Here is an 18,384-nt window from a genome sequence, read left to right on the forward strand (position 1 = left end):
GTCACTGCCCCGTGAAGCGCGGCACGCGACGCTCGGAGGCCGCGGCGATCCCCTCCTGGAGGTCCTGCGTGGCCAGGGTGACCCCCTGGGCGAGCGACTCCCACTGCAGGCAGTCGGCCAGCGAGTCATGCCCGCCGTCCCGCAGCGCCACCGTCGTGAGCTGGGCCGCGACCGGGGCCGTCGCCGCGATGCCCCGGGCCATCGTGAGCGCCTCCGCGAGCACCTCCTGGGCCGAGACCACCCGGGAGGCCAGACCGAGCCGCAGCGCCTCCGAGCCACGGACGGAACGCCCCGTGAGGAGCAGGTCCCGTGCCACCGCCATACCCACGGTCTGCGGCAGCAGCCAGGTGGAGGCCATCCCCGGGTGGAGACCCAGCTGGGTGAAGGGCATCGCCAGCTTGGCGGTCTCCGAGGCCACCCGCAGGTCGCAGGCCAGGGCCACGGCCAGACCGGCCCCGATGGCGTGACCGTTGATCGCCGCGATCGTGGGCACCTCGAGCTGGCCGATGGAGAGCCAGTCGCTGTAGAAGGCCTGCATCCGGGAGCGGAGGGTGGCCACCGAGGCGTCCGGCTCGGAGGAGATCCAGTCGAGCTGGCCGCCGGCGCAGAAGGCGCTGCCCCGACCGGTGACGACCACCGCGCGCAGGTCCGGCTCGCTGCGGAGCCGCTGGACGGCCTCCACCCAGGAGGCGGTCATCCCCGCGCTCATGGCGTTGCGCTTCTCCGGCAGGGCCAGCTCGATGACGGCCACCTGTCCCTCGGACTCGTCGAGGAGGTGCAGCGCGAGATCGTCGAGCGGCTCGGTCCGCGCGTCGGCCAGCAGGGTGTGCGGGGCCGCGGGCTCAGGGCTGTGGTCGGTGCTCATGGGAGGCACGCTATCCGGGCCGACCCCGGGCGCTCCCCCGTGCTCCGGACGGCCTGTGGACGCAGCCCGGCCCGGGGCCGCAGGATCCTGTCATCGTCCCGGCCATGCGCGAACTCGTCCGGCTGCTCCCCCACCTCACGCCCCTGCCCCACCCCTCCGGCGGCGTCCAGCTGGGTGGGCCCCCGGGGCGCCACGAGCTCCTGCGGGATCTCACCGGGGCCCAGCGGCAGTACCTGCTCGCCCTGGGTGCTCCCCGCTCGCTGGCCGGGGAGCTCGCCGCCGTCCGGGAGGCCGGCATCAGCCCCGAGGAGCACACCGAGCTCATCACCCGGCTGCGCGGCCTCCGGGCCCTGCAGGAGATCACCGACCCGCCCTGGGCCCGGGAGCTGGCCGGTGACCGGCGCGACCGGCTGCGGGAGGTGGCCCGGGCCGTGCACGCCGCCGGGGGCCCGGCGGGCTTGGAGACCGCCCGGCGGCGCGAGGCGGCCACGGTCCAGGTCATGACCGGCACACCGTGGGGCGATCCGCCCCGGGAGGGATTCACCGAGGCCCTCGTGCGCGCTCTCCGCGCGGCCGGGGTCGGGCAGGTCCTGGCCCCCTCGCAGGCCCACCGGTGGTGGCGCCGGCTGACGGGCACCGGCCACCCCGGGAGCCTCGACCTCGTGGTGGTGACGCAGCGGGATCTCTGCGAGGCCGCAGGTCTCCGGGCCCTGGTCGAGGCAGGGGTCCCACACCTGCCCGTCCTGCTGACCCCCGGGGCCGTGGTGGTCGGTCCGGTGGTGCACCCCGGCGGAGCCTGCACGGAGTGTTGTGCCCTGCACGAGCGCCCGGGAGACGGCCCGGTGACGCTCCCCCTGGCCGACCTGGAGCACTGGGGCGGCCGGCAGCCACCGCCCGCCCTGCAGGAGGCGGCGCTCCAGCACGGGGTGGCCCTGGCGACGGCCTGGCTGGACGCCCCCGGGTCGGCCGTGGGGTCCCCCCGGTGGCTGCACCGGGTCGGCGACCCGCTGCCCCAGGCCGGGCCCACCGCACCGCACCCGTCCTGCTGGTGCGCAGGACGGGTCAGGCGGCGACAGGGTGCTTCCGGGGTCGGCCTCGTGACCGCTTCCGGGGGATGACCCGGCCGGCGTCGAAGAGCTCCCCGCCCCAGACGCCCCAGGGCTCGGAGCGCTCCAGCGCCCCGGACAGGCAGGTCCGGGCGACCGGGCAGGTGCGGCAGAGGGACTTCGCGAGCTCGACGCCGTCGGGGGTGGTGGCGAACCAGAGCTCGGGGTCGTGGGTGAGGCAGGGCAGGGAGTCGCCGGCCGCCCGGGCCTCGTCGAGCAGGGTCAGGTGATGGGTGTCCAGGGCAGGCATGCCTGGTGGGTCCTTCCGGGGAGTTCGGGGCATCACCGAGGGACCGACCACGGTCGGTTCCGGCTGCGGTGGTGGGGTGGGTGTGCGCGAGGGGCGCACCCGGCAGGGCGAATCAGCCGATGCGGCGGTCGACGATCGCGGAGGAGCTATCTCGGGTCGCAAGGACGCCGGGGGCGTCGACCTGCAGACGGTCGATGAACAGCGTGGTGGTGTTCATGTTCTGCTCCTCCTTCCTTCGATCGCGGACACGGACCCACCCGGCAGGGAGCGGTCGGCGCCGTCCCCGGAAGGTGTGCCCTCACACTAGGCAGAGCCCGCAGCGCGGGTCCAACCCTTTTTCCCGCAGCCCCCGGATCGTTGCCGTGTCGTGACCTCAGACGGCCGGCGTCTCCTCGGCCACGACCTGCGGGTCCTCACCCGCCATGACCCGCAGCAGCGCGGCCCCGTAGCGCTCCAGCTTGGCCTTCCCGATGCCGGGGATGCCCGCCAGGTCCTCCAGCTCGTCCGGGTCGGCCGTGGCCACCGCCTCCAGGGTGGCGTCGGTGAAGACCACGAAGGCCGGCTTGCCCAGGCCCGCGGCGACGGCCTTCCGCCACTCCCGGAGCGCCTCGAAGGTCGCCTCGTCGTACTGCGGGGGACAGTCCGCGCAGCGGCGCACCTTGGCCTCCGCGGCCGTGTCCAGCGGCCGGTTGCACTGGGCGCACACGGCGGGCCGCCGTGGCTTCCGCCGCGCCGAGCGCTCCTCCCGGACCGCCGCCCGCTCGGAGCGGGCAGCCTCCCCCAGCAGGTCGCTCGCACCGGCGAAGAAGCGCGAGGGCTCCCGCTGCCCCCGGCCGCCGACCCGGCCCCGGGCCCGGCTGAGGTGCAGCTGGTCCCGGGCCCGGGTCACCCCCACGTACGCCAGCCGGCGCTCCTCGGCGAGCGCCTCCGGGGTGCGCGCCATCGAGATCGGCAGCAGACCCTCCGAGCAGCCCACCATGAACACGACCGGCCACTCCAGGCCCTTGGCCGAGTGCAGCGAGGCCAGGGTGACGCCGTCCACCGCCGGGGCGTGCTGCTCCGCGGCCCGGCGGTCCAGCTCGGCCACGAGATCCGCCATCCGGGCGTCCGGGTCCACCGCGGCGAGGTCCTCCGCCACCGAGAGCAGCGCCTGGAGGGACTCCCAGCGTTCCCGCTGCGCCCCGGTCGAGCTGGGCGGCTCGGGGGACCAGCCCGCCCCGGAGAGGACGTCGGCCGTCTGCCGGACCAGCGGGGTCGACCCGTCGTCGGCCCGCACGGCCCCCCGCAGCAGGACGATCGCCGAACGCACCTCCTGGCGGGAGAAGAAGCGCTCCCCACCCCGCACCAGGTAGGGCACCCCCGCCCGGGCCAGGGCGGTCTCCAGCGCCTCGGACTGGCCGTTGGTGCGGAAGAGCACGGCCACGTCCCCCGGGGCCACCGGGTGCTCGGGGTCCTCCCCCATCTCCCGGATCCGGTCGGCCACCCAGCGGGCCTCGGCCTCCTCGTCGTCGTGGACGGTCATGCGCGGGGCCGGGCCGGGCGGACGCTGGGCGTGGAGCTCGACCTGCCCCTGCGCCGCCCGCGGGTCCGCGGCGAGGAGGCGATTGGCCACGTGGAGGATCTGCGGGGTGGAGCGGTAGTTCCGGTGCAGCTCCACCGAGTCGGCCCCCGGGTGGTGGCTCGGGAAGTCCAGCAGGTGCCGGGCGCTGGCACCGGTGAACGAGTAGATGGTCTGGGCGGCGTCACCCACCACGCACACGTCGTGCCGCTCCCCCACCCAGGCGTCCAGGAGGGCCTGCTGCACGGCGTTGACGTCCTGGTACTCGTCCACCACGAAGTGCCGGTACTGGCCGCGCACGGTGCGGGCGACGTCCGGCCGCTCCCGGAGGATCCCCAGCATCGAGAGCAGGACGTCCTCGAAGTCCATCACCCCCCGGTCGCTGGCCACCTCCCCGTAGACCTCCAGCACGCGGGCCATCGCCGAGGCGTCCAGACCGCCCACCTCCCGCTGCTGGCGGCGCGCCTCGGCCGCGTAGGTGGTCGGGGTGAGCAGGGAGACCTTCGCCCACTCCACCTCCGCCGCCAGGTCCCGGATGGTGGTGCGGTCCACCTGCAGGCGCAGGCGGGAGGCCGCCTCGGCCACCAGCGGCGCCTTGGAGGCGATGATCTGCGGCGGCGCCCCGCCGACGACCTGCGGGTGGAAGAACTGGAGCTGCCGCAGCGCCGCCGAGTGGAAGGTGCGGGCCTGGACGCCGGGGACCCCGAGCTGCCGCAGCCGGGTGCGCATCTCCCCGGCCGCCCGGGCCGTGAAGGTGACCGCCAGGAGCTGCTGGGGCGGGAAGGCCCCGGAGTGGACGCCGTAGGCGATGCGGTGGGTGATGGCCCGTGTCTTGCCGGTCCCTGCACCGGCGAGCACCCGCATCGCCCCCACCGGGTGGGCGGCCACCTGTCGCTGCTCGGGGTCGAGCCCCTCCAGGAGCCGCTCGGCGTCAGCCACGCACGGACCCCCGGATCTCCTCGGCCACGGGCAGCGGACCGCCGTACCAGCGCTCGATGAGCTGCCGGGCGATGGAGATCCGGCCCGGCAGGCCGATCTCGCGGGCCTCCAGCGCCGCCGTGAGCTCCTCGCGGGAGAACCAGTGCGCCTCGGCGATCTCGTCGTGCTCGAGGTCCTCGACCGCCGGCGCGTCGGGCTGGTCCCCGGTGCGCGCCATGAAGGCCACCATGAGGCTGCCGGGGAAGGGCCATGGCTGCGAGCCCACGTAGCGGACCGAGTCCACGCCGACGCTCACCTCCTCCTGCACCTCGCGGGCCACGGCGGCCTCCAGCGACTCACCGGGCTCCACGAAACCCGCGAGCACCGACAGCCTCCCCTCCGGCCAGGAGGGTCCCCGGGCCAGCAGCAGCCGGTCCCGGGAGTCGACCACGGCCATGATCACCGCGGTGTCCGTGCGGGGGAAGTGGTGCCGCCCGTCCGGTGCCCGGCGCACCCAGCCGCTGGCGGTCACCTCGGTCGGCTCCCCCGTCTCCGGGGAGAACCCGTGCCGGCGGTGCCAGTGCGCCATGCCCGAGGCCGTGACCGCCGCGGCCACGTCGGTGTCGCCGAGCTCCGGACCGATCTCCCGCAGGTCCTCCCAGACCACGCCCTCGGGGAGCTCCCAGGCCCCCTCGTCCGGCACCACGAGCGCCACCAGCGGCTGCTCCTCCTCACCGAGGAAGAGCTCGATGACCCCGGCCGGCAGGTCCGAGCGGTCCGCCGGCAGACCCTCCGGGCACTCCTCCCAGTGGAGCCCGACCGGCCCGTCGGAGGTCACGGCCAGCAACCCCTCCAGGGTGACGACCATGCGCCGGTGCGCCCCCTCCCGCGACCAGGCCGGGCCCTTCCCACCAGCCCCCCGCAACCAGGCCCGGCGCGGCAGGGCCGCCCGTCCGAGGGAGGTGTCCAGCAGTTCTTCAGCGTGGGGGATCACCCCACCACCCTAGGCAACCGCGCTTAGAGTTGCGCCATGGATCCGGCGCCCTATCTCGCCCTGGTGGTCGGCCTCGCCGTCGTGTGCCAGTGGGTCGCATGGCGGGCGAAGGTCCCCGCCCTGCTCGTACTGCTCGTGGCCGGCTTCACCCTCGGCCGACTGTTCTCCCCCGACGAGATCCTCGGCCGGGAGCTGCTCTTCGCCGGGGTGCAGCTGGCGGTGGGCATCATCCTCTTCGAAGGAGCCCTGGGCCTGCGCTTCCGGCAGGTGCGGGACCTCGGCGTCCCCATCCTCCGCCTGTGCTCCCGGACGGTGGTCATCACCTGGGTGCTGGTCACCCTGCTGGCCTGGGGGCTGGGCTTCGACCTGCGCGCCGCCCTCCTCGTGGGCGCCATCCTCACCGTCACCGGACCCACCGTCATCAACCCCATCCTGCGCACCCTGCGCCCCACCCGACGGGTCTCGCAGCTGCTCCGCTGGGAGGGCATCGTCGTCGACGCGATCGGCGCCATCCTCGGCGTGCTCGTGCTGCAGGTCATCACCTCCTCGGGGCGCACCGGCCCCCTGCTCGACGCCGTCATCACCCTCCTGCGCGCCGTCGGCATCGCGGTGCTGCTCTCGGTCGTCGTCGGCTGGCTGCTGACCTGGATGATGCGCCGGGACCTCCTGCCCGACTACCTCCAGGGCGTCACCTTCCTGGCCGCCGCCCTCGGCACGATGACCCTGAGCAACGCGGTCCAGTCCGAGTCCGGCCTGCTGACCGTCACCCTGCTGGGCATCCTGCTGGCCAACCAGCCCGGCCTGCACATCCAGCACATCATCGAGTTCTTGGAGCACCTGCAGGTGCTCTTCGTCGGAGCGCTCTTCGTCATCCTCGCCGGGCGGGTGGAACCTCGCGACCTCGTGGGCGTCGCGGACGTCGCGGGGCTCTTCGTCCTCGGCCTGCTGGCCATCCGGGCGATCTCCATCGCCGTGGGCCTGGCGGGCACCGAGGTGACCAAGCAGGAGCGGACGCTCATGATGGCGATGGCCCCCCGCGGCATCATCGCGGCCTCCATCACCTCGATCTTCGCCCTGGAGTTCACCCACGCCGCCGAGACCGCCTTCGCACGGGGGGACGAGGCCTGGGCTGCGGAGGACTTCGCCGGGGCCGAGACGCTCTACGCCCGGGCCGGGGACCTCTACAACCTGGCCCAGGAGGTGGACCGCCTGGTGCCGCTGGTCTTCCTCGTGATCGTCTCCACGGTGGCCATCTACGGCCTCGGCGTGGGTCGCCTGGCCGAGCGTCTCGGGCTGGCCACCGTGACCCCGCGCGGCGTGCTCTTCGCCGGCTCCGCCCCCTGGGTGGTCGCCGCCGCCAAGCGCCTCCGCGAGCTCCAGGTGCCCACGCTCATCGTCGCCCGGGAGCGCGGTGACCTGCGGCAGGCCCGCATGTCCGGGCTGCGCACCGAGACCGCCTCGATCATCAGCGAGTACGCGGTGGAGGACATGGACCTCGCCGGCATCCGATCGCTGGTGTGCGCCACCCGGGACGACAACACCAACGCCATCGCCGCCTCCGAGTTCTCCCACGTGCTCGGCCGGTCGAATGTGCACACCCTCAAGCGGCACGACGAGGAGGAGTCGACCGCGCGTCGGGCCACCGCGGGCCGCCTCAAGGGCAACGTCGCCTTCTCCCCACCCACCGACTACGACACCCTCCTGGCCAACTCGCGCAACCACTGGCGCGTCACGAGCACGGTCCTCACCGACGCCTACTCGGCCGACGACTTCTGGGTCGAGCACCCCCGCGCCATCGTGCTCTTCGTGCACAGCGAGAGCGGCACGAACGTGGCCTCCGGGGCCCGACAGGGCGGCGAGACCGGGGACGTCTTCGTCGCGATGATCCCGGACGCCGAGACCGAGGAGGCCGAGGCCGCGGAGCGTCGCCGCACCGAGGCCGGACACCGTGAGACAGTAGGGCCCCGCTGACCGCCGCCCCGTGGCCCCACGGAGGTCGGGCAGCGCCTGGAGCGCCACCCCGAGGAGTGTGTGAGAGATGCAGTCGGTGAACCCCACCTGGGCACGCATGGCCGCCTGGGCAGTGGTCGCGCGACCGTCCCTCCACCCCCGCTCGGTGGCCTGGCTCGCACCGGGGGTGGCGGACCGGGTACGCATCGCCCGGCTCGAGGACACCGCGGGGGCCCGCTGGGCGGTGCGCCTCACCGACCGGGACCCGACCCCCGGGGACCGCTTCGCTGCCGCGCTGCCCTCGGACGTCCCCGGGGCCCCACCGGTGGCCCGGGGCGCGGTCACCCTGGCCGACGGCCGCGTGGTCACCGTGACCCGGTGGGCGCCCGGGCGGCCGCTGCGCTGGGTGACGGTGCGCCCCGGCGACCCGGTGGTGGCCCAGTTCGGCGAGCTCCTGGCCACCGTCCACGGAGCCGACGCCGCCGAGCTGGTGACCGGTCCGGTCCCCGGCGCCGAGGAGCTCCGGAGCCAGCGCCTGGAGCAGCTCGACGCCGCGGCCGGGACCGGCCTCGTCCCGTCCCGCCTGCTGGCCCGGTGGGAGGCGATGCTGGAGGACGAGGACCTGTGGTGCGCGGAGCCGACGCTGGTCCACGGGGCGCTGCAGGGTGATCACGTGCTGGTCTCCGACGCCCACGCGCTCTCCGCCGTCTTCGGCTGGGGCAGCGTGCGCGTGGGCGACCCGGCGGAGGACTTCGCGCACCTGGCGGGTGCGGCCACGCCCGACGTCCTGGCCGGGGTGCGCTCCAGCTACGAGGAATCCCTGGGACGGCCGGACGAGCGTCTGCTGGAGCGGGCCCAGGCCCTCCTGGAGCTGCAGGAGATGACTGCCCTGGTGGAGGCCGACGCCGCCGGTGACCGGGAGGGGCTGCGCGAGGCACGGGCTGCCCTGGCACACCGTGACCGGATGCTGGCCGAGGCCGAGGAGCTCGACACCTGGGAGTGAGCTCCCCTCAGCCGTGCATCACCCGCTCGACCAGCTGCTCCAGGGCCTCGCCGGTGGGGAGCTCCGGCCGGAGGGTTCGCCCGTCCGCCGCGTGGTAGAACGCACCGCCGACCCGGTCCCGGTCGACCCCCTGCCAGCGGGCGAAGGCCTCGACGTAGCAGGCCAGCTGGACCGCCGCCGCCCGTGCCGCCGCCCCGGTGGGAGCCCGGGAGGTCTTCCAGTCCACGACCACCCACTCCAGCCCGCGGGCGCGTTCGGCCGCGTCGGCCGGGAAGACAGCATCGGCCCGCCCCCGGATCGTGAGCCCCGCGACGGTGGTCTGCAGCGGCAGCTCCACGAAGGCCGGCACCCGGTCGGCCCAGGAGCTCGCGAGGAAGGTCTGCTGCAGGTGGGCCAGGTCGAACGCGTCGTCCTCCACGACCTCCCCGAGCTCGCCGACCGGCAGCTCCCCCTCGGCCCGGGCCCACCGGTCGTCGTCGAGCTCGTCGAAGAGACGCTGGCCGGCCCAGCGGTCCTCCAACCAGGCGTGGAAGGCCGTCCCCCGGCGGGCAGAGGTGGCCGGGGGCGTCGGGACGGGACGACGCAGCGCCCGGAGGAAGCCGGGGTCACGGGCCAGGGCCACCAGCGAGCTCGTGGCCAGGTGTCGCAGGTCGAGCCCCGCGGCCTCCTCCACGTGGTCCCGCTCGGCGAGGAGCAGCCGGGTGTCCTGCCGGAAGCGCCGCAGCTCCTGCTGAGCGGCCTCGTCGACCCCCGCCCAGCCGGTCTCCTGGCCGGGTGGGGTCGCCAGGGCGGTGGCCATCTCAGCGGTGGCCGCCGCCACTGCGCGGGCGAGCCCGTCCTCCTCCACCGGCCGTGGCCAGCGGACCTGGACGGGCACGGCGAGCACGGGGTTCTCCGGAGCAGGGTCCACCGGGGGCATGGGTTCCCACCGGCCGCGCTCCACCAGGTCGAGGCACTCGGTGAGGAAGTCGCTCGTGGGCGTCGGACGGCTGCCGGTGCCCCAGGTGCTCGCGGCCAGCAGCACCCGTGACCTGGCGCGGGTGACCGCCACGTAGGCCAGCCGCCGCTCCTCCTGCACGCCGCGGGTCCCGACGGCACGCCGGAAGCCGGCCTGCACCTCCTTGAGGTCGGTGTGGGTCGGGTCCGCGGGCAGGCGCCATCCGGGCAGGGCGGCGACGTCCCCCCGCAGCGCATAGGGCAGCTCCCCGCTGGTGGGTCCCCACCACCCGGAGTCGGTCGCCTCGCCGCCCACCCACTCCCCGTCCTGCGGGCGCGGCGTCCCGGTGCCCGAGGGGAAGGTGCCGGCCACCCAGCCCGGCAGCGCCACGGCGTCCCACTCCAGCCCCTTGGAGGCGTGGACGGTCATGATCTGCACGGCGTCCGGGTCCACCTCCACCGCCCCGGGCTCCAGGGCGCCGTCCTGCTGCTCGGCGGTGTCGAACCAGCGCAGCAGACCCGCGAGGCTCGCTCGTTCGCTCGTCTCGGCATAGGTCGCGACGTGGTGGTGGAGCGCCTCCAGGTGGGCCCGGGCGTGGGCCGGGTCGCTGTCGGGGCGGGCCGCCAGCTCCGCGTGCACCCCCAGGGCCTCCTCGGCCAGCACAGCGAGCTCGTCCACCGGCAGGTGGGCGCCGGCCCGGCACCGGTCGACGGCCTCGGCGAGCCGTGCCAGCCGGCGCCGCGCGGTGTCGGTGAGCCGGACCCCGTCCAGCCCCGTCCAACCGTCCGGCGGGGGTGTGCAGACCGCGTCGAGCAGGGTGACCTCCATCGCGCGGGCGTCCTGCCGACCGGCCGGTCCGTCCGCGGCGCGGGGCACCGACCACCTCCGGCCCAGCTCCCGGCGCCACGTGTCCAGGGCCACGAGATCCGCCGCCCCGAGGCGCACCGCGGGTCCGGTGAGGAGCCGCATCAGCCGGTCCCCGCGGGCGGGGTCGGCCACCACCGTGAGCAGGGCCCTCACGTCGGCCACCTCCGGCAGCTGGAGCAGACCCCCGAGGCCGACCACCTCGTGGGGGATCCCGGCCTCCTCCAGCGCGGACACCATCCGCGGGAACTGGGCCCGCTTGCGGCAGAGCACCGCCGCACTCGTGCGGCCGGGGGACCAGTGCCGCCGCAGCCAGGCGGCCACCGCCGCCGCCTCCTCGTCGAGGGTGCCGAGGCGCGCCGCCTCGACACCCGCGTCCGAGCCCTCCCCCGGACGTGGCCGGAGCACCGGCAGGTCCAGGGTCGACCCCTCCCGCAGGGGCTCGGCGATCCGGTTGGCCACCGCGAGCACCCCGGCGGCGTTGCGCCAGCTCGTCGAGAGGCTGCGCTGCACCGCGCCGAAGGACTCCACGAAGGACTCCATCGTCCGGGCCGAGGCACCCCGGAAGCCGTAGATCGCCTGGTGCGGGTCCCCCACCGCCGTGACGCTCAGCGCGGGGTGGCCGGCGAAGACCGAACGGACCACGGAGAGCTGCGCCTCGGTGGTGTCCTGGAACTCGTCGAGCAGCACCGCCCGGCTGCGGGCCCGCTCCACCCGGCCCACGACCGCGTGCTCCCGCGCCAACCGGGCCGAGAGCCGGGTCTGGTCGGAGAAGTCGAGCACACCCTGCTCGGCCTTGGTGCGGGCCCAGTCCACGGCGAGCGGCACCAGGGCGCGCCGGGCCGCGAGCACCGCCCGGGCCCTGGTCACCTCGGCGTACTCGGACCCGTCCTTCTTCCCGGCCACCGTACCGAGCGCGGCCTCCACCCGGTCCAGCTCGGCGAGGACCTGCTCCCCCTCCACGAGGTGGTCGCCCATCTGCCCCGAGAGCGTGAGCACCCCCTCCACGACGGTCTCCAGCGAGCCCACCTCGGCTGGCAGGTCGTCCGGCCACCGGGTGACCAGGTCGGTCACCCCCTGCCAGGACTCGACCGCCGAGAGCACCCGGGCGCCCGGTTCCACCCCGAGCCGGAGCCCGTGCTCGGCGACGATCCCACCGCTCCAGGCGTTGTAGGTGGAGACCACCGGGGCCTCGAGGGCCTCGTCCGGGAGGATCCCGGCGGCCTGCAGGGTGGCCAGCCGGGCACCCAGTCGCTCGGAGAGCTCCGCGGCGGCCTTGCGGGTGAAGGTCAGCCCGAGCACCTGCTCGGGGCGCACCAGCTCGTTGGCGACCAGCCAGACGACCCGGGCGGCCATCGTCTCGGTCTTGCCCGAGCCGGCGCCGGCCACCACGAGCTGGGCCGGGTCGGTGCACTCGATGACGGCGGCCTGCTCTGGGGTCGGTGGGTGCTGGCCCAGCACCCGGGCCAGGTCGGCGGCGCTGTGGCGGATCATGCGACCTGTCCTCCTTCGGGCTGCGCGGGACAGCTGGTCCGCACCGGGCAGTGCCGACAGGCGTCCCCGACGGTGGCGAGGTGGGTGGCCGCGAGCATCTCCCGACCGGTCTCCTGCAGCCGGGCGGCGTGGTCGACCTCCCCGGCGGCCAGCGCGGCCTGGCGACGGTCGATGGTCCGGATGGTCTGCCCCTCGGCGAGCTGGACGAGGGAGGCGCCCCCGGAGACCGCCGCGGTCCCGGCGTCCGGGGCGACCACCTGCAGGCCCCCTGCCTCCACGGCCACCTGGTAGGCCCCCAGCTGGGGGTTCTCCGGGAGCTCCTTCGGGGACCCGACCTGCCCGGACTTCAGGTCGGCGACGTGCAGCGCCCCGGAGTCGGGGTGCCGCTCCACCCGGTCCACCCGGCCCACGAGACGCACTCCCCCGACGGTGACGTCGAGCGGCACCTCGGTGGCCACCAGCTCCCGCCCGCACTCGTGCCGATAGGTGTCGTAGCGCCGCAGCCACTCGCTGAGCCGCTCCCGGTCCCGCCGGGACCACCACACCTCCGGCGAGCCGAACTCCTCCCACTGGGCGTCGACGGCGGCCTCCAGCTCCCGCACCGGCGCCTCGGGGTGGTCGGCCAGCACGTCGTGGACGAGGATCCCCAGCTCCTGCTGCGGTCCTGCCGGGGACTGCCCGCCGTGGGCGGTGAGGAAGCCCTTGAGCGCACAGTCCTGCCAGGTGCCCAGGGCCGAGGGGCGGGCCACGGCCAGGGTTCCCTCGGGCCACGGCGGCGCCGCGGAGCTGGGACGCCGACCGAGCCACCAGCGGTCCGGGTCCGCCGCCCCCACCCCGGCCCGGGCCAGGGTCACGAGCTCCCCGGCCCACGCGGCCCGCCGGCTGGCGTCGACCTGCTCGATCCCCCGCTCCTGCCGGGCACCGTCCGTGGGGCCCTCCGTGCCCGTCGGCCGGGCCCGCGGACCGGGCGCCCCGGCGGCCAGGAGCAGCTCGCGTCGGGCGCGGGCGACCTGGGTGGGGAGGTCCAGGGGTGGCACCCAGGCACTCACCGGGCGGGTCTCCACCCCGGGCGGCAGGGGGTCGACGAGGTCGAGGAAGGGCGAGGGCTGCTCCTCGGCGTCCCGCACGGCCGTGACCACCAGCCGCCTCGTGGCCCGGGTGCAGGCCACGAGGAACTGCCGGGTCTCGTCGTGCCGCACCGCGGCGATCTGGTCGGAGAGCTCCCCGTGCCGTCCCTCCACGAGATCCACCAGGCGCCCTGCTCCCAAGAGAGAGCCTCGAAGTCGCAGGTCGGGCCACGCACCGGCCTGCACACCCGCCACGAGGACCACCTCCCACTGGCCACCGGCCGCGGTCTGCGGGGTGAGCATCTGCACCGCGTCCCGGCGCGCCCCCAGGACGAGCGAGTCGCGGGCGACGCCGGAGGAGCTCACGGTCTCGACGAAGACCTCGGGACCGGCCCCGGGCCGCCGCTCGGTGAACTGCTCCGCGAGCGCGAAGAGACTCATGACGGCGTCGAGATCGCTGTCCGCGCGCCGCCCGGCCACGCCACCCTCCAGGGCCGTCCGCTGCCACCGGTCGGCCACTCCCAGCCCGTCCCAGACCGCCCAGAGGACCTCCTCGGCGGTGACGCCCGGCCCCCCTGCGCGCCCGTCCCCGGACCGCCCCCCGGTGCGCCGGGCAGCCTCCACCCCGCGAGTCAGGGCGGTGGCCAGCCGTCGCAACGGTCCGAGCTCGGCACCACGGCCCTCCCACACCTCGGGGGGCTCGGTGAGGGCGGCCACGAGCAACTCGCCGCTGGTCACCGGTGCCGCCCCCTCCTGCTCCCCCACGCCGGCCAGCAGCAGCCGGCGGAGGCGACGCACCCCGGCGGCGTCCAAGCCCCCCAGGGGCGAGCCGAGCCAGGCCAGGGCGCGCTCCTCGTCCACGCTCAGGTCACCGGTCCGGGCGGCGTGGACGGCGGCCTCCAGCAGGTCGATCAGCACGCTGACCACCGGGTGCCCGGTGAGCGGCTGCCCCCCACCGGTCACCTGCACCGGCACCCCGGCCCGTTCCAGGGCCCGCCGGACGCGGCCGCTCTGCGCCCGTCCCCGGACCACCACCGCCATGCGCCCCCAGGGCACCTCACCGAGCACGTGCTCCCGCCGCAGCTCAGTGGCGATCCGCACCGCCTCCACGTGGGGCGAGGGCAGCACGAGCGCCTCGGCGCCGCCCCGCCTGGCGGCCGGCGCGGGCGTGCGGTGCGCCACCGTCGCGGCCCCCACCCGGCCGGTGATCCGCTCGGCCACCGCTGCGAGCCCCGGCCCGAGCCGGTGCCCCTGCTCGAGCACCTCGACCGAGGCCCCCTGCGACCGGGCCCAGTCCACGAAGAGCTCCGGGCGGGCACCGCGGAAGCCCTGCGTGGCCGCGTCCGGATCCCCCAGCAGCACCGCGCGACCGCTCACACCGGCGAGGGCGGCGGTGAGCAACCGGTGTGTGCCCACCGTGAGCTCCTGCGCGTCGTCGACCACGACGAGCCGCAGCGGTCCCAGCACCTGCGTCGCCAGGTCGTCCTCCACGAGCAGCAGGTCCGCCGCCGCGGCCACCACCCACGCGGCGTCCACCGCAGCGGGGGCCGCCAGCGCCGTCACCCGTTCGAACTCGGTCATCAGGCTCGCCGCAGCGCGCCACAGCCCCGGTGTCCCGTGCTCCCCCTGGTGGTCGTCCAGGGCCGCCAGCTCCGAGGCCGTCACACCGTGCTCGACGGCCCGGGCGAAGAGATCCCGCAGCTCGTCCCGGAAGCCCTGCGTGCCCAGTGCCGGCACGACCTCCTCCGGCCACGGGTGACCGGCCCCCGTGGAGGACTGCAGCAGCTCGGCGAGCACCGCGTCCTGGTCGGCCCCCGAGAGCAGGGTGGGCGCCGGAAGCCCCTCCCGCCGGGCCCGCTGGGCGAGCACCGCGAACCCGAAGGCCTGGTGGGAGTGCACGGGCATCCCCGTGGCGGCCACCCCGAGCTCGGCCTCCAGGCGCTCCCGCAGGTCGGTGGCCGCGGCGCGCGTGGGCGCCAGCACGAGCACCTCCTCCAGCCGCCCCCCACCGGTGACGTGCTGGATCACCTCCTGCACGGCACGCTGCGAGGTGCCCGTGCCCGGGGCCCCCAGGACCAGCTCCACCGATGCCGTCATGCACCCATCCCAGCAGGCGCCCCCGACAACCTCACGACACGGTCCGGCCCGGTCACCAGATCGGCAGGTCGGGCTCCACCTGGTTGGCCCACTCCATGAGACCCCCCTCCAGCACGTACACGTTCGCGAAGCCCTGCTCGTGCAGCAGCCGAGCGGCCTCCGCCGAGCGCACCCCGTTGCGGCAGTACGTCACCACGCTGTCGTGCGGTCCGAGCACCTCCCGGGCACGGCCGGCCCGGACCTCCTCCAGCGGCAGGTGGTAGGAGGGCTCCAGCGCCCCCAGCTCCCGCTCGTGCTCCCCGCGCACGTCGACCAGCACGAAGGGCTCGAAGTCCTCCGGGCGCTCCAGCATCGCCTGCATGGTGGTGACCGGGATGAGCGAGGGCTCCCAGTGCTCGTCGGTCTGGACCGGGACGGCCTGGGTGCGCGACCACGCCTCCTCGCCGGAGGTGTGCGGGCGGCACACCGTGCACTGCGGGTCGGCCGCCCGACGGTCCTCCGTCCACCGCTGGGTGAGGGTGTCCAGCTGCAGGATCCACCCGAGCAGGGACTCGTCCAGCCCGAGCACCAGCTTGAGCGCCTCGGCGGCCATCACCGAGCCGATCTGCCCGCAGGTGGGACCGAAGACGCCGTGCTCCGAGTAGACCCCGCCGTTCTCCTCGATGTCCTGGCTGCACTCCGAGCAGGGGCCGTGCGGCGGCCACCAGACCGCCACCCGGCCGTGGAACTGCGTGACCGCCCCCCAGACGTGCGGGATGCCGAGCTCCGCGCTGGCCGAGGCCAGCACCCGCCGCGTTCCGGGGTCGTCGGTGCAGTCCACGATGACGTCGTAGGGGGTCAGCAGCTCCACCGCGTTGTGGGCCTCGACATAGCCCTCCACGAGACGCACCGCCACGTGGGGGTTGATGCGCTGGGCGGCGTCCGCGGCCGCCTCCACCTTGCGCCGCCCGACGTCCGGGGTGCTGAACATCGGCTTGCGGTGGAGGTTGGACAGCTCGACCGCGTCCACGTCCGCCACCATGAGCTCCCCGACGCCCGCCGCCGCGAGGTACTCCAGCACCGGCGAGGCCAGCCCGCCGAGACCGATGACCGCCACCCGCGCGGCCGAGGTGCGCCGCTGGCCGAGCATCCCGATGCCCGGGGTGGCGATGTGCCGGGCGTAGCGCTGCACGGTGCTGCGGTCGAACGGAGCGACCATGTCCTGCAGCGGCTGGCCGGGCCCCGGCATCCGGGGCTGCGGCGCCTCCTCGGGCTGGGCGGTCTCCGGCTGATGGTGCGGGACGTTCAGGGCGTCGGACATGGCCTCCACCCTACGGGGAAGCGCCGCGGCGGGCAGGAACTACGCTGGCCCGAGCCCGTCACCCCGCCGGACCCCCGGCCCACCCCAGGAGGACACATGGACATCCGCATCGGCATCCGCGACGTCGCCCGCGAGGTCACCCTCGAGTCCCAGCAGGACCGCCACGAGGTGGAGGCCCTCGTCACCGAGGCCCTGGAGGGTCGCACCACCGTCCTCGCCCTGCAGGACTCCCAGGGGCGCCGCGTGCTCGTCCCGGCCGCCGGCATCGCCTACGTGGACCTGGGCAGCGAGGACCGCGGGCGCGTGGGCTTCGGCGCCGTCTGAGGCCCGCTCCCGACCCCCGTACGATGGGGGCTGTTCACGGTGCCCGGTCGGCACGACCATGACGCGGCGCCCGGCGCCCGGGGGTGAGGCAGGACGCCACCCCAGACCTTCTCCGATCGGCCCGCCCCACCCCGCTCGCCCGGGGCCGACCGCAGGAGAACCATGACCGAGAAGACCTTCGCCGACTTCGACGTGCACCCGAAGATCGTCAGCGCGCTGGAGGCGCACGGGATCGTCCACCCCTTCCCCATCCAGGCGATGACGCTGCCGGTGGCCCTGAGCCGGCAGGACATCATCGGGCAGGCCAAGACCGGCACCGGCAAGACGCTGGGCTTCGGCGTGCCGATGGTGCAGAACGTCGTCACCCCCGACGACCCGGCCTTCAACGGGCTGGAGATGCCCGGCGCCCCGCAGGCCCTGGCCGTGGCACCGACCCGTGAGCTGGCCGTGCAGGTGGCCGGTGACCTGGAGCGGATCGCCGCCCCGCTGGGTGCGCGCGTGCTGACCGTCTACGGCGGGCGCGCCTACGAGCCGCAGATCGAGGCCCTCGAGCGGGGTGTGGAGATCGTGGTCGGCACCCCCGGTCGCCTCATCGACCTCGCCGAGCGCGGCCACCTGCGCCTCGGCCAGGCCCGCACGGTCGTCCTCGACGAGGCCGACGAGATGCTCGACCTGGGCTTCCTGCCGGACGTGGAGAAGCTCCTCTCGCTCACCCCGGCCGGCCGCCACACGATGCTCTTCTCCGCCACCATGCCGGGTGCCGTGGTGGCCATGGCCCGCCGGTACATGAACCAGCCCACCCACATCCGCGCGATGGAGGAGGTCCCCGGTGCCGGGGCGACGGTCGACGCCATCGACCAGTTCGTCTACCGCGCGCACGCCATGGACAAGGTGGAGATGCTCTCCCGCCTCCTGCAGGCCGAGGGCCGTGGCCTGACGATCGTCTTCACCCGCACCAAGCGCACCGCGGCGAAGGTGGCCGACCAGCTCGTGGAGCGCGGCTTCGCGGCCGGCGCCATCCACGGCGACCTCGGCCAGGGCGCCCGGGAGCAGGCGCTACGGGCCTTCCGCACCGGCAAGGTCGACGTCCTCGTGGCCACCGACGTGGCCGCCCGCGGCATCGACGTGGAGGAGGTCACGCACGTCGTGAACTACCAGTGCCCGGAGGACGAGAAGACCTATCTGCACCGCATCGGCCGCACCGGTCGCGCCGGGCACAGCGGCGTGGCCGTGACCCTCGTGGACTGGGACGACCTGCACCGCTGGGCGCTCATCAACAAGGCGCTGGAGCTCGGCGCCCCGGAACCGGCCGAGACCTACTCCACCTCCCCGCACTTCGCGGCGGACCTGAAGATCCCGCAGGGCGTGACCGGCGAGCTCCCGCGGGCCCAGCGCACGCGCGCCGGTCTCGACGCCGAGCGCCTGGACGACTCCGGCGACCTCAAGCCGGCCGGCCGGGGCGAGGGCGGCCGGGGCGGCTCCGGCTCGCGCGGTGGCTCCGGCGGGGGCCGCGGTCGCAGCGAGGGAGGCCGCTCCCGCGGTGGTGACGCCGACGCACGCCGGCAGGAGAAGGCCCCCGAGGGTGGCGCGCGCCGCCCGCGCCGCCGGCGCCGCACCCGCGGCGGCTCCGCCGGCTGACCCGAGGCCTGCGGAAGGG

12 protein-coding genes are annotated in these 18,384 nt (G+C 75.3%); 5 read left to right on the top strand and 7 right to left on the bottom strand.

Annotated features, from left to right (window positions below; all coding sequences use genetic code 11):
* Position 1: 1 nt before the first annotated feature.
* Positions 2-865 carry an enoyl-CoA hydratase/isomerase family protein gene (locus CFT82_RS02910; RefSeq protein WP_088817568.1) on the bottom strand — a complete coding sequence of 288 codons (864 nt, stop codon included), beginning with the start codon at positions 863-865 and terminating at the stop codon, positions 2-4.
* A 104-nt stretch (positions 866-969) separates the two neighbouring features.
* Here CFT82_RS02910 and CFT82_RS02915 point away from each other — a divergent pair, with 104 nt between their 5' ends.
* Complete coding sequence (locus CFT82_RS02915) at positions 970-1,983, top strand: hypothetical protein (RefSeq protein WP_088817569.1); 1,014 nt, start codon at positions 970-972, stop codon at positions 1,981-1,983.
* Here CFT82_RS02915 and CFT82_RS02920 read toward each other — a convergent pair.
* From CFT82_RS02920 to nudC, 3 genes are all read right to left on the bottom strand, one after another.
* Positions 1,928-2,221: a WhiB family transcriptional regulator gene (locus tag CFT82_RS02920; RefSeq protein WP_088817570.1), complete on the bottom strand. Its 294-nt coding sequence runs from the start codon at positions 2,219-2,221 to the stop codon at positions 1,928-1,930. The genes CFT82_RS02915 and CFT82_RS02920 overlap by 56 nt on opposite strands.
* Before the next feature lie 373 nt (positions 2,222-2,594).
* On the bottom strand, positions 2,595-4,718 hold the full coding sequence (locus CFT82_RS02925) for an ATP-dependent DNA helicase UvrD2 (RefSeq protein WP_088817571.1): 2,124 nt from the start codon (positions 4,716-4,718) through the stop codon (positions 2,595-2,597).
* A complete protein-coding gene (gene nudC, locus CFT82_RS02930) occupies positions 4,711-5,691 on the bottom strand; it encodes an NAD(+) diphosphatase (RefSeq protein WP_200815032.1) in 981 nt (326 codons plus the stop codon). Before nudC ends, CFT82_RS02925 begins: the two co-directional genes overlap by 8 nt.
* 36 nt (positions 5,692-5,727) lie before the next feature.
* Between nudC and CFT82_RS02935 the strand changes: the two genes are divergently transcribed.
* Together CFT82_RS02935 and CFT82_RS02940 are read left to right on the top strand one after the other, a co-directional pair.
* On the top strand, positions 5,728-7,662 hold the full coding sequence (locus CFT82_RS02935; RefSeq protein WP_088817573.1) for a cation:proton antiporter: 1,935 nt from the start codon (positions 5,728-5,730) through the stop codon (positions 7,660-7,662).
* 76 nt (positions 7,663-7,738) lie between these two features.
* Positions 7,739-8,644: a phosphotransferase gene (locus CFT82_RS02940; RefSeq protein ID WP_159461834.1), complete on the top strand. Its 906-nt coding sequence runs from the start codon at positions 7,739-7,741 to the stop codon at positions 8,642-8,644.
* Between the two features lie 7 nt (positions 8,645-8,651).
* Here the strand turns inward: CFT82_RS02940 and CFT82_RS02945 are convergent, their stop codons facing one another.
* From CFT82_RS02945 to CFT82_RS02955, 3 genes are read right to left on the bottom strand one after another with little or no spacing between them, the layout of a single operon-like run.
* A complete protein-coding gene (locus CFT82_RS02945; RefSeq protein WP_088817575.1) occupies positions 8,652-11,939 on the bottom strand; it encodes a UvrD-helicase domain-containing protein in 3,288 nt (1,095 codons plus the stop codon).
* A complete protein-coding gene (locus CFT82_RS02950) occupies positions 11,936-15,103 on the bottom strand; it encodes a UrvD/REP family ATP-dependent DNA helicase (protein ID WP_088817576.1) in 3,168 nt (1,055 codons plus the stop codon). The genes CFT82_RS02945 and CFT82_RS02950 overlap by 4 nt, the downstream gene beginning before the upstream one ends.
* Before the next feature lie 52 nt (positions 15,104-15,155).
* Positions 15,156-16,403 (bottom strand): ThiF family adenylyltransferase, encoded by a 1,248-nt coding sequence (locus CFT82_RS02955; RefSeq protein WP_088817577.1) that lies wholly within the window; start codon positions 16,401-16,403, stop codon positions 15,156-15,158.
* Between the two features lie 96 nt (positions 16,404-16,499).
* Here CFT82_RS02955 and CFT82_RS02960 point away from each other — a divergent pair, with 96 nt between their 5' ends.
* Positions 16,500-16,727: a DUF3107 domain-containing protein gene (locus tag CFT82_RS02960; protein WP_088817578.1), complete on the top strand. Its 228-nt coding sequence runs from the start codon at positions 16,500-16,502 to the stop codon at positions 16,725-16,727.
* 162 nt (positions 16,728-16,889) lie between these two features.
* A complete protein-coding gene (locus tag CFT82_RS02965) occupies positions 16,890-18,365 on the top strand; it encodes a DEAD/DEAH box helicase (protein ID WP_088817579.1) in 1,476 nt (491 codons plus the stop codon).
* The last annotated feature ends 19 nt before the right edge of the window (positions 18,366-18,384 follow it).

Origin of the sequence: Kytococcus aerolatus, assembly GCF_900187395.1 — a bacterium.
Classification (GTDB): Bacteria; Actinomycetota; Actinomycetes; order Actinomycetales; family Dermatophilaceae; genus Kytococcus; species Kytococcus aerolatus.

Excerpts from the sequence above, each read along its gene's own strand:
- CFT82_RS02960 (WP_088817578.1), top strand. The coding sequence starts at position 16,500 with ATGGACATCCGCATCGGCATCCGCGACGTCGCCCGCGAGGTCACCCTC.
- CFT82_RS02950 (WP_088817576.1), bottom strand. The coding sequence starts at position 15,103 with ATGACGGCATCGGTGGAGCTGGTCCTGGGGGCCCCGGGCACGGGCACC.
- CFT82_RS02965 (WP_088817579.1), top strand. The coding sequence starts at position 16,890 with ATGACCGAGAAGACCTTCGCCGACTTCGACGTGCACCCGAAGATCGTC.
- CFT82_RS02920 (WP_088817570.1), bottom strand. The coding sequence starts at position 2,221 with ATGCCTGCCCTGGACACCCATCACCTGACCCTGCTCGACGAGGCCCGG.
- CFT82_RS02945 (WP_088817575.1), bottom strand. The coding sequence starts at position 11,939 with ATGATCCGCCACAGCGCCGCCGACCTGGCCCGGGTGCTGGGCCAGCAC.
- CFT82_RS02915 (WP_088817569.1), top strand. The coding sequence starts at position 970 with ATGCGCGAACTCGTCCGGCTGCTCCCCCACCTCACGCCCCTGCCCCAC.
- CFT82_RS02935 (WP_088817573.1), top strand. The coding sequence starts at position 5,728 with ATGGATCCGGCGCCCTATCTCGCCCTGGTGGTCGGCCTCGCCGTCGTG.
- CFT82_RS02910 (WP_088817568.1), bottom strand. The coding sequence starts at position 865 with ATGAGCACCGACCACAGCCCTGAGCCCGCGGCCCCGCACACCCTGCTG.
- CFT82_RS02955 (WP_088817577.1), bottom strand. The coding sequence starts at position 16,403 with ATGTCCGACGCCCTGAACGTCCCGCACCATCAGCCGGAGACCGCCCAG.